This window comes from Streptomyces sp. NPDC060002 (genome assembly GCF_042737245.1).
Lineage (GTDB): Bacteria > Actinomycetota > Actinomycetes > Streptomycetales > Streptomycetaceae > Streptomyces.
On sequence record NZ_JBHWUW010000111.1, the window covers coordinates 1 to 10514 of the forward strand.

Consider the following 10514-nt stretch of genomic DNA (forward strand, 5'->3'; position numbering starts at 1 on the left):
ACCAGGCCAGACCCTTCAAATGGACCAAGACCGCCGACCAGATCCTCGACCGAATCTGCCGCTACTGCTCACGCATCTCCGAACCAGCTCACTAGGCCAGGGCGCCGGACGCACAAAAAAGCCGGTCCGCGTGATGCGGACCGGCCTTTCCCGGTGGGCGATACTGGGTTCGAACCAGTGACCTCTTCGGTGTGAACGAAGCGCTCTCCCACTGAGCTAATCGCCCGGGAACGCACCGAACAATACAGGTCTTCGCGGGCTTCCTTCAAACCGCTCGCAGGTACGCGGCCAGGCCGCGCCGTCCGGCCCGCATCATCAGCCGGTGGTTGAGGCGGAACACCGGCCGCCCGGGCACGGCGAACCGCCGCAGCAGCGGCTTGGCGACCTGGACCTCCTGGTCGTAGCGGGCGAGGGTGCCGGAGCCGTCGGCGGTGACCGTCCAGCGCGCCCAGCCGTCGAGGTCGCCCGTCATCGCGATCTCCAGAACCCCGGTTTCCGCGTCGCGCCGCACCTCCCGTGCGGTGAAGGTCAGGTCGTACGGGAGCAGGGAGCGGATGCGGATGACGCCGGTCGTGCTGTCGACCTGGTTCACCTCGCGCACCTGGGGCCACCAGCGCGGATAGCCCTCGGCCCGTTCCAGCGCCTCGTACACGCGGGCGGGCGGCGCGGGCAGGGTCCACAGGCTGCGGAAGCGGTAACGGGTCCAGTCCATGGACCGAGTGTGCCGCGCGGGGGTCCTGCCGACGGTATCTGAGTACGTGTTCTGAGTACGTGCGCTCATGCCGTCGGGCGTGACGCGGACCACACTCCGGCACATGACGTATTTTCCGCCCCCGGCCGAGGAGCTGCGGTTCCTCGACAGCGAGCTCCGGCAACTGGACGCCCGCCGGGCCCAGTTGCTGGCCCGCCGCGCCTGGCTGATCACGACGCTTCAGCAGGCGGTACAGCCGGCCCCGCCGGTGTGGCCGAGCCCGCCGACGCGGCCCGGCCCCTCCGCCCGCCCCGAGGCGACCGCCCCGGGCGTGCAGAACGTGCTCCTCCTGCTCGGCGGCATCCTGCTCACCGTCGCGGCGATGGTGTTCACGCTGGTCAGCTGGGGGCATCTGGGGATCGCCGGCCGTTCCCTGGTGCTGGGCGCGGTCACGCTGGCGGTGCTCGGCGCGCCCGTGGCGCTGCTGCGGCGGGGGCTGCGTTCGACCGCCGAGTCGGTGGCGGGCCTCGGCCTCGCGCTGACCGTGCTGGACGCCTACGCCCTGCACGAGGTGGTGTTCACGGCGGCGGACGCAACGACGTACGCGGCGGCCGCTTCGACGGCGCTGGCGGCGCTGTGGGCGGCCTACGGCACGGCGCCGGCCGCGCTGCCGGGCTCGTCCGCGCTGCGCCTGCCCCGTCCCGCCGCCCTGGCGGTCGCGCAACTCCCCCTGGCGCTCTGGACGCTCGCGCTCGGCGGCGGGCCGTTCACGGTCACGGCCGCGGTGCTGCTGACGACGGCGTTCGACGCGCTGGTCGCGCTCCGGGTGGCCGAGCGGCCGGTGCGTCCGGTCGCCGTGGTGTGCGCGTTCGGCACGGGCGGCTGGGGCGTCCTGGCGGCCGGTCTGCTCTCCCTGGGAGCCGCCGGTCCGAGCGCCGCCGCCCGTGCGGCGGCGCTCCTCTTCCTGGCGGCGGTGATCGCCCTGGGCGTGGCCAGGTTCGCGCCGCGGACGGGGCTCGCCACGGGTATGGCGGCGACCGGCGCCCTGTGCGCGTCGGCCGGCCTGGGTGGCGTCCTGCGGGTTTCGGTACCCGGTGACTGGGTGGTGCCGGCCTGTCTGGCCTGTGGGATCGCCCTGTTGGCCGCCGCGCGGGGCCCGGCGGCGGTGCGCCGGGGTGTCGCCCTGGCCTCCGGTGTCGTCCAGGCGGGCGCGGTGCTGTGGGCGGCGCCGGCCGTGGGCGTCACGCTGCTGGGACCGACGGCGTGGCTGGGGCACATCTGGTCCGGGGCCCCGGCCGACGCCCGTGCCGCGGTGACGGTCGACGCCTTCTGGCCGCCGTACGCCGTCACGGTGCCGCTGGTCCTCGTCGCGGTCGCCACGGTCCTGGCCACCGCGGTACGCGGCGAGCAGCGGCGCCCGCAGGCGCTGACCGCCGCGCTGACGCTGACCTGGGCCGCGCTGCTCGTCACGCCCGCGGCACTGGAACTCCCCTACTTCGTCGGTCTGTTGATTCAGGGGCTCATGGTGCCGGCGCTCCTGGCACCGGCGCTTCGGGGGTCGGCGGCAAGGACGGCCACCGGGCTCGCCCTGCTGACCGCTCTCGGCCTGGCCTTCCTGTCCCTGGCCACCGAGCCGGCGACCCTCGCCGTTCTCGCGTCGCTGACCGTGGTGTTCGCGGTGGCCGCGTGGCGCGGTCGGCAGGCTCCGGTGTACGCGGCCGCCTCCCTGGGCTGGGCCACGGCCCTGGCCTGTGCCGTGGGCGTGTCCGCCGGCTGGCGGCCGGAACACGTCGCCCTGCTGGTGCTGGTCGTCCCGGTGGTCGCGGCCTTGCTCGCGGCGCGGCTCGACGACTCCGCGACGACGGTGGCGGTCGAGGTGACGGGAGCCGTCGCAGGGCTCGTCGCCATCGGCCTCGCGGTGGCCGACCCGCCCCTGCTCGCCCTGGTGCTGTCCCTGTGCGGGGTGATCGCGGCGGGCACGGCCGTACGTCCGGACCGCCGTGCCGTCGGCTACGCGGCCGTCGCCCTGTTCGTGCTGGCCGCGTGGGTCCGGCTGGCGGCCTGGCGGGTGGGGCTCCCGGAGGCGTACACGCTGCCGGTCACGGTCCCGGCGCTGCTCGTCGGAGCCCTGCGCCGGCGCCGCGACCCGGCCGCGTCGTCCTGGACGGCGTACGGTCCCGGTCTCACCGTCACGCTCCTGCCGAGCCTCGCCATGGCCTGGAGCGACGCCGAGTGGACACGGCCGCTGCTGCTGGGCGCGGCCGGGCTGCTGCTCACCCTGCTGGGCGCCCGGCACCGGCTGCGGGCCCCGCTCGTGCTGGGCGGCTCGGTGCTCGCCCTGATCACGCTGCACGAGCTCGCCCCGTATCTGGTCCAGGTGACCGACGCGCTCCCCCGCTGGGTGCCTCCCGCCCTCGCCGGGCTGCTGCTGCTCGCACTCGGTGCGACGTACGAGCAGCGGCTGCGCGACGTCCGGCGGGTGCGGGAGGTCCTGGGGCGGATGAACTAGCCGGCTGCTACGGCATCTTGTCGCCGAGGAGGGCCAGGTTCTCGATGGCGGCGAGGCCGTACAGGGCGGTGTCGTTGGTGGACACCCAGGCGGCCTCGCCGCCCGCGACCAGGGTGGCGGGGCCGCTCAGCGGCTCCGTCTTCCACGGCGAGGACTCCAGGTAGCCGTCGGAGCTGTAGAACTTCGTCCAGGCCCGCTTGGCGAGCGTCTCGTCCCCGGTCTGGACGGCGGCGTACGCGTCGAGACGCGAATGGCCCTGGAAGAGCAGCAGGGTCCCGAAGTTGCTGCCGTAGCGCGCCGCCTGTTCCGCCTTGGTGGCGTTGAAGTAGCGGCAGTAGTCCAGGTAGGCCTCCTTGAACTTCGGGATGTCGACCAGGTGGATGAGTTCGGCGCACAGTTCGTTGAGGCCGAAGACCGCGGACAGGTGCGAGACGCCGACGACCGGGGCCGCCGCCACCGCGAACCTGCCGGTGTCCAGGTCGTACAGGCCACTGCCCTGCACGAAGCCGTTGGGCTGGGCGCCGATGGTCTCCATGGTCGACAGGACGCGGGCCTTCGCCTTCTCCCACTTCGGGCCCTTGCGCTCCCACTCGGTCAGCCACGCCGACACCAGGCCGCTCCAGTCGGTGCCGAAGCCGATCGACAGGGCGTGCCGGTCGGGGGTGTACGGCTCGGTGCGGATCTTGCGCAGCGGGTCCAGGGCGAGGAACGTCTCGTCGGAGTCGACGTTGGCGTGCATGAGGTCGCCGACGCGTTCGTCGGCCGTGAGGAAGTAGTAGTAGCGGCGGTAGGTGGTGTTGGCGATGCGCTGCTGCTTGGCACTGTCGGCGTAGTGCTGCACGCCGTGCCGGGTGCCCAGGCCCGCCCACTGGCCGAGGTGGTAGACGTCGACCTCGCCGGTGTGCCGGGTCATCGCCTCGGCGAAGCGGAAGATGTCCGCGCGGCCGCTGCGCAGATAGGCGAACCAGAGCCAGAGGTCGGGCGAGAGCTCGGAGTTGTCCCAGGCGTAGCCACCGATGTCGTACCGCCACTGGTGCCTGACGGTGTCATAGGTGTGCATGATGTCGCCGTAGTCCCAGAAGCCGTACCAACGGCGCTGCTCCACCTGGTCCTTGTAGTAGGTGAAGAGGAAGTCGAGATGGTCCTCGATCTTCGCCTTGGCGGGAGTGGAGCGGTCCGGCTCGGCGTACAGGCCCGGGCCGAACACCTTGGCCTTGATGAGCTGCCGGGGCGGGGCGGCGAGCTGGGGCAGCACCCGTACGGCCTCGACCTGTTCGGCGAGCTTCTCGGGGGCGGGCGTCGACTCGTTCGCCCAGAAGAGGAGTTCGGAGGTACGGGCGATGCCGTAGGGGGTGCCGAAGCCGGGCTCGTAGTCCTCGTAGGTGATGTTGAGGCCCTCGAGCTGTTCGGGGAAGGTGTCCTGGCCCATGCCGTCGTGGTAGAAGCGCAGGTCCATGGGCTGCGCCTCGGGCGACCAGAGCCAGAGGGTGACCTCGGCCTCGTCGGTGTGCGCGTCGCGGATGTCGAGCTGGGCGGGGTGCTTCTCCCAGAAGTCCCTGAGGCCGAAGGAGAAGCCGCCGCTCGCCCCGCCGACGTATCCGAAGCCGGAGGCCCGCTTGCCGCCGCCGGCGCCGATCCAGCCGTAGCCCTTCTTGGTGCGCTTGCGGAGCGCGAAGCCGTCCGCCGACAGCTGGGAGAGGGTGTAGTCGCCCCACTCGGGGATGTACTGGAGGCGGGTGGTGACCCGCTGGTCCCAGGTGGCGGGGTCGGGGAGCTTCTGGCCCGCGTACTGGGCCGCCTGCACCGCCGCGCCGGGGTCACGGCGCAGACCGGTGATGCCCTTGACGGCCTCGCGCAGCAGACCGGTGCCCTCGCCGCCGATGCGGATGTGCCGGTCGTAGGACTCGTCGCGCATCGGGACGGTGAAGCGGACGCCCAGCCCGCGGATGAAGTCGCCGCTCGCCTTGCCCGGCTCCTGCTTCCCGTCGTAGGTGATGGTGTGCACCATGCGGAAGGAGTCGGCGCCCGCGTAGAAGTAGAGGCGGATGGAGAACGGGAGCCAACTGCGGCTCCCCTTGCGGTGCTTGCCGTCGATGCGGACGACCGCGCGGACCGGGCCGCTCTGCTCGACGGTGACGCCGCCGATGGCGCCCTCGAAGCGTTCGGTCCTGACGGTGCCCTGGTCCTCGTCCTCTATCTCGGGCTGCCGGATCAGGACCAGCCGGCCGTTCTTGGCGATCTCGGTGGAGCCGCGGGTGACGGACTTGACGATCGTGGCGCCCGACTTGCCGATCTTCGCGGTGATGACACCCGTCGACACGTCGATGGTGCCGCCGCTCTTGTCGACGGTCACCTTCTTGGCGGGCGCGGCCGGGGTACCGGCGGCGAGGGTGAGCTTGCCGGAGCCCGAACCCACGGCGTGGGCGGTCCACTTCAGCGACCCGTCCGGCCAGTAGGCGAGCGGCCAGGACTGTACGGGGACGTCCTTGCCGTCGGCGTCCGTCAGCGCGAAGGTCTGGTCCTCCTGGTACGTGCCAGCGGGCCAGGGCACGCCGAGTGTGGAGCCGGGGGCGGCGCCGAGGCCGCCGTCCTCCAGCCAGTCCAGGGTCACGGGATCGGCGTCGGCCGCGGCGGCGGTAGGCGCGGCCTGCGCGGCCTTGGCGCCCAGGGCCCAGCTGAACTGCGCGGCGGCTCCGGCGACGGCGGCCGCCTTGAGGAGGGACCTACGGGGGATGGGAGACATGAGATGCAGCCTTTCCTTTCCGTGCGGGTGCAAGGGTGGTCAGGGGCATGACAGAGAGAGGCGCGGCGCCCGGGGCGCCGGCCTTGAGCGAGGGACGGCCGTCAGCGGTGCCGGTACCGCTCCTCGACGGCGACGGCCGCCGCCGCGACGGCCCCGAGGACGGGGACCGCCAACGGTGCCGCGAACCAGGCGGACAGGGTGACGACGGCCAGCCCGCAGACGACCAGGAAGGACCCGGCTGGATCGAGCACGGTCCGCCGCCCGGCATCCGCGAGCAGCGCCCGCCAGGCGCGGTCCGGCGTCCAGACGGCAGCCGCCCGCAGCAGGGCCACGGCGAGCCCGATCAGCGCGAGGACGCCGACGGCCCCGACGAACGGCCCGCCGGGAAGCCCGGCCCGCGCGGCCAGGACGTCCACCCAGACCGCGACGGCCGCCGCCCACCCGGCCAGCCCGACGAGCCACCCGCCGCGTACGGCCGCCCGGAAGTCCGCGACGAACTCCCGCAAGCCACCGTCCTCATGGGTCGTACGACGGCGCAGATGCCGCGCGCCGGCGGCGAAGGCCGCAGGGTAGGTGACAATCCCGAGGCAGGCCACGGCGATCCACACTCCGGTGAGCAGACACTCGGCGAAGACCGCGAAGCGCTCGCCGAACACGGACTCCTTGCGGGCCTTCACCCGTGCTTGCGCCATGGTGACCGCCTCAGCCCTTCAGTCCGGAGGTCGCCATGCCGTCGATGAGATAGCGCTGGAAGGCCATGAAGAAGGCGATGACCGGCACCAGCGCCACCAGCGACATCGCGATCATGCTCCCGTAGTTGGAGATGCCCTCCTGGTCGCGGAACATCATCAGGCCGAGCGAAACGGTGTACTTGGAAGGGGTGTTGAGATAGATCAGCGGCCCCATGAAGTCGTTCCAGGCGTTGATGAACGTGAAGATGGCGCTGGTGATGATGGCGGGGCGGCTCAGCGGCAGCACCACGGACCAGTAGGTCCTCAGGTGCCCGCAGCCGTCGAGCTTGGCGGCCTCGTCCAGCTCGCGCGGCAACCCGCGCATGAACTGCACCATCAGGAAGACGAAGAACGCCTCCGTGGCCAGGAACTTGCCCGCGACGAGCGGCACGAGCGTGTCGATGTAGCCGAGGTTGCGGAACAGCACGTACTGCGGAATGAGCAGCACGTGGTACGGCAGCAGCAGGGTGCCGATCATCAGGGTGAACAGCAGGTTCCGCCCGGCGAACCGGATCTTGGCGAAGGCGTACGCCGTCAGCGAGCTGGAGAGCACCACCCCGACCACGGCCAGGCCCGCGTACATCAGCGAGTTGGTGAAGAAGCTGGTGATGGAGATGCCCGAGATACCGTCGGCGAGGCCGGAGAAGTTCGCCCAGACCGGCTCGGTGGGCAGCAGGTCGAGGCTGGCGATGATGTCCTTGCTCGGCTTGAACGAGGCGCCGAGCACCCAGATCACCGGATAGAGGACGACCGCGAGCACGAGGATCGCGCCCACGTGCCAGACGAGGGATCCGGCGCGCCGCCGCTCGTTCGCGGGGCGCACGACGGGGCCGGTGGCACTGGTCACTTGGCGGCCTCCTCGTAGTGCACCCACTTCTTCTGCGACCAGAACAGGACCGCCGTGACGAGCGCCACCGCGACCACCAGCGTCCAGGCCATCGCGGAGGCGAAGCCCATCTGAGCCTCCTTGAAGCCCTTCTGGTAGAGGTAACAGGTGTAGACGAGGGTGGCGTCGGCCGGTCCGCACCGGGTGTCGGAGACGACGTACGCCGAGCCGAACACCTGGAACGCGTGGATGGACTCCAGCAGCACGTTGAAGAAGAGCACCGGGGAGATCATCGGCAGCGTGATGTTCCAGAACCGCCGGAAGGGGCCGGCTCCGTCCATCTCGGCGGCCTCGTGCAGCTCCTGCGGCACCTGTTTGAGCCCCGCCAGGAAGATGACCATCGGCGCACCGAACTGCCAGATACTCAGAGCCACCAGGGAGTACAGGACATAGTCCGGGTTGCCGATCCAGCCGCCGACGTCGAGCCCGAAGATCTTCTGCGTACGGTCCACGACTGCGTCGTCGGAGAACAGCGCCCGCCACACGAAGCCCACGGAGACGCTGGCGCCGATGAGCGACGGCATGTAGAACGCGGCCCGGTACAGGGCCTGTCCGCGCCGCTTCTGCGCGAGCAGCAGCGCCACTCCGAGCGCGAGGAGCAGCTTCAGCGGTGTGGCCACGACGACGTACTTCAGCGTGACCTGCACCGACTTCTGCCAGCGCGGATCCTGGAACATCGTCGTGAAGTTGTCGAGCCCCACCCACCGGGGCGGCGTGAACAGGTTGTAGCTGGTGAACGCGTAGTAGAGCGACGCGATCATCGGCCCCGCCGTGAGCAGCAGGAAACCCGCGATCCACGGCGACATGAAGAGATAGCCGGCGAGGTTCTCGCGGCGCCGCCCGCGCCGCCCGGCGACAGGAGCGGCAGGCCGCTTCTTCACCGGGCGCGCGGGCGCTTCCTTGACGAGCGTCATGGTGGTACGTCCCCTCAGCCCGCGAACGCGGCCTTGGCCTCGCTGAACAGCGCCTTCGCGGCGTCGGCCGGCTTGGTCTTGCCCTGGGCGACCTCACCGCCGATCCGCAGGAAGGCCGCCTCGATGACGTCCGCGCCGGACGGGTGCGGGGTGATCTTGCCGAGGGCGTCGGCCTTGGCGACCTCGTCCTCGTAGGCCGCGACGCCCTTGTTGTTGGCGTCGGTCGGCTTGAAGGCGGCGAACTGCTCGGTGGTGGCGAGGATGCCGCGGTCGTAGCCCATGATCTTGCCGACCTCGGGGTCGTGGACCATGAAGTCGATGAACTGGGCCGCTTCCTTCGGGTGCTTGGTCCCGGAGAAGGCGCTCAGCATCAGCGAGCCGAGGTACTGGCCGGTGTCCTTGCCGTCCGTGGTCGGGATCGGCGCGAGCCCGTAGTCCGACTCGCCCTCGCCCTCGTAGCGGATGGAGAAGTTGTCCCAGGTGAACTCGGACGCGGCCAGGCCGGCCGAGAGACCGGACTTCGGCTTGACCTGCTCGATCTTCTTCGGGTCGGCGACCAGCCCGGACTTCACGCGCTTGTAGCCGTCCTCCCACCACTGCGTCACATCGTCCTCGGTGAAGCCGAGATCGCTGTCGGTGAAGAAGGCCTTGCCGTTCTGACGCAGGTACAGGTCGTAGAGGTACATGATGCTGAAGTAGCCGGTGTCACCGGCGATCTTCAGCTTGTCCTGGATCGTCTGCAGCGCGTCGAAGTACTCGTTCCAGGTCCAGCCGAACTTCGGCTCCACACCGGCCTTCTTGAAGGCCTTCAGGTCGATGACGAGCGACATGGTGTTGGCCCCGACCGGTATGCCGATCTGCTTGCCGTCGACCTGACCGTTCGCGAGAACCCCGTTACGGAAGTTCTCCAGGCTCAGATTCCCCGCGTCCGCCTGCGCCTTGAGATCCATCAGAACACCGCGCTTGTCGTACTTGCGCAGAAAGCCGACCGCATTCTGGAAAACGTCCGGCGGATTCCCGCCGGAGGCCTGGGTCTGGAACTTCTCCCAGAACGCCTCGTAGTCGGTGAATTCGGGCTTGATCTTGATCTTCGGGTACTTCTTCTCGAAGAGCGCGATCGTCTTCTTGATGGCGATGGTGCGCGGCTCGCCACCCCACCACGCGTAACGGATCGTCACCGTTCCGTCCGCCGACGTGCCGCTGTCTCCCCCGCACCCCGTGGTCGCGGCCAGGCCCAGTGTGGCCGCCGTCGCCCCCGCGGCCTTCAGGATCGTTCGCCTCTCAACATTCCTGCTGGTTCCCACAGTCGGGCCCTCCCCGCAGCGTCGTTGCCGCTTGCATGAATCGTTTCAAGAAAGCGCTTGCTGGCACAAGGTACGAGGGGGTTGGGAGAGCGTCAATGATTCGGACAGGAATTTCTTGTGCGCCGACTCCCCGGCGAACTGCCCCCGTATGGGTGACACGGCCTCGCCACCGGGACGAACTCGCAGGTGAGGGACGCCTGTTCGGTGCCCCGAACCTCTGACGGGCCGTCGCAAGATCACGCCGAGGGACTGAAATCCGCCTGCGGGCAGGGGAGTCGATTGAGAAGCGGGAGCCCGCCGGGACGAGAGAGGCGAGTGGTCACGTGCGGCGGCGCGGCCGCTCGGGGGGAGTGCGGCGCGGGCCGACGGAGGAGGGGCGTGGCCAGCGGGACACGGGATGAGAGGAAGGCCCGGGGGGCGGGGACGGGGGCGGGTGCGCATCGGCAACGGGTGACCGAGGAGGCGGCTGGGCCGGGCTCTACGGACCGGGGAGGCGACGAGACCGGGCTCTACGGGCGGAGCGGCGACGAGACGGGGCTCGACGGGCCGAAGAGACCGGGCTCGACGGGCGCGAAGGATCTCCCTGGGCACGGGCTTCGTTCGTGCGGCGGCCGGTCCACGAACGACGTCGGGCCCGGGGGGGTTTACGCGACCGGGCCCCCGTGCCGGGGGGGGGTAGAGGGGTGGGAACACAGAACAAATAAGTGTTTAAATAAAGCGAAGCCCCAGAGGGAAA

Annotated in this window: 7 protein-coding genes and 1 tRNA gene; 1 reads left to right on the top strand and 7 read right to left on the bottom strand. The window is 70.6% G+C overall.

Annotated elements, in window-relative coordinates:
* Positions 1-154 precede the first annotated feature (154 nt).
* A tRNA-Val gene (locus ACFWBD_RS41035) sits at positions 155-226 on the bottom strand.
* Between the two features lie 39 nt (positions 227-265).
* Positions 266-712, bottom strand: coding sequence for an SRPBCC family protein (locus ACFWBD_RS41040; protein ID WP_385679202.1), 447 nt, complete (start codon positions 710-712; stop codon positions 266-268).
* A gap of 67 nt (positions 713-779) precedes the next feature.
* On the opposite strand from ACFWBD_RS41040, the gene ACFWBD_RS41045 reads away from it, so the two are divergent.
* Positions 780-3200, top strand: a complete 2421-nt coding sequence (locus ACFWBD_RS41045) for an SCO7613 C-terminal domain-containing membrane protein (RefSeq protein WP_385679205.1) — start codon at positions 780-782, stop codon at positions 3198-3200.
* A gap of 7 nt (positions 3201-3207) precedes the next feature.
* Here the strand turns inward: ACFWBD_RS41045 and ACFWBD_RS41050 are convergent, their stop codons facing one another.
* The 5 genes from ACFWBD_RS41050 to ACFWBD_RS41070 all read right to left on the bottom strand — a co-directional run bounded on the left by ACFWBD_RS41050 (position 3208) and on the right by ACFWBD_RS41070 (position 9778).
* Complete coding sequence (locus tag ACFWBD_RS41050) at positions 3208-5943, bottom strand: Tat pathway signal sequence domain protein (RefSeq protein WP_385679208.1); 2736 nt, start codon at positions 5941-5943, stop codon at positions 3208-3210.
* A 101-nt stretch (positions 5944-6044) separates the two neighbouring features.
* On the bottom strand, positions 6045-6635 hold the full coding sequence (locus tag ACFWBD_RS41055) for a hypothetical protein (RefSeq protein ID WP_385679211.1): 591 nt from the start codon (positions 6633-6635) through the stop codon (positions 6045-6047).
* Positions 6636-6645: 10 nt separating this feature from the next.
* Positions 6646-7521, bottom strand: coding sequence for a carbohydrate ABC transporter permease (locus ACFWBD_RS41060; protein ID WP_385679214.1), 876 nt, complete (start codon positions 7519-7521; stop codon positions 6646-6648).
* Positions 7518-8474 (bottom strand): carbohydrate ABC transporter permease, encoded by a 957-nt coding sequence (locus tag ACFWBD_RS41065; RefSeq protein ID WP_385679218.1) that lies wholly within the window; start codon positions 8472-8474, stop codon positions 7518-7520. Before ACFWBD_RS41065 ends, ACFWBD_RS41060 begins: the two co-directional genes overlap by 4 nt.
* Positions 8475-8488: 14 nt before the next feature.
* Positions 8489-9778 (bottom strand): ABC transporter substrate-binding protein, encoded by a 1290-nt coding sequence (locus tag ACFWBD_RS41070; protein ID WP_385679221.1) that lies wholly within the window; start codon positions 9776-9778, stop codon positions 8489-8491.
* Positions 9779-10514: the final 736 nt, after the last annotated feature.

Bases quoted from the DNA above. Each gene is read 5' to 3' on its own strand.
- ACFWBD_RS41040 (WP_385679202.1), bottom strand. From the start codon at position 712: ATGGACTGGACCCGTTACCGCTTCCGCAGCCTGTGGACCCTGCCCGCG.
- ACFWBD_RS41045 (WP_385679205.1), top strand. From the start codon at position 780: ATGCCGTCGGGCGTGACGCGGACCACACTCCGGCACATGACGTATTTT.
- ACFWBD_RS41050 (WP_385679208.1), bottom strand. From the start codon at position 5,943: ATGTCTCCCATCCCCCGTAGGTCCCTCCTCAAGGCGGCCGCCGTCGCC.
- ACFWBD_RS41055 (WP_385679211.1), bottom strand. From the start codon at position 6,635: ATGGCGCAAGCACGGGTGAAGGCCCGCAAGGAGTCCGTGTTCGGCGAG.
- ACFWBD_RS41065 (WP_385679218.1), bottom strand. From the start codon at position 8,474: ATGACGCTCGTCAAGGAAGCGCCCGCGCGCCCGGTGAAGAAGCGGCCT.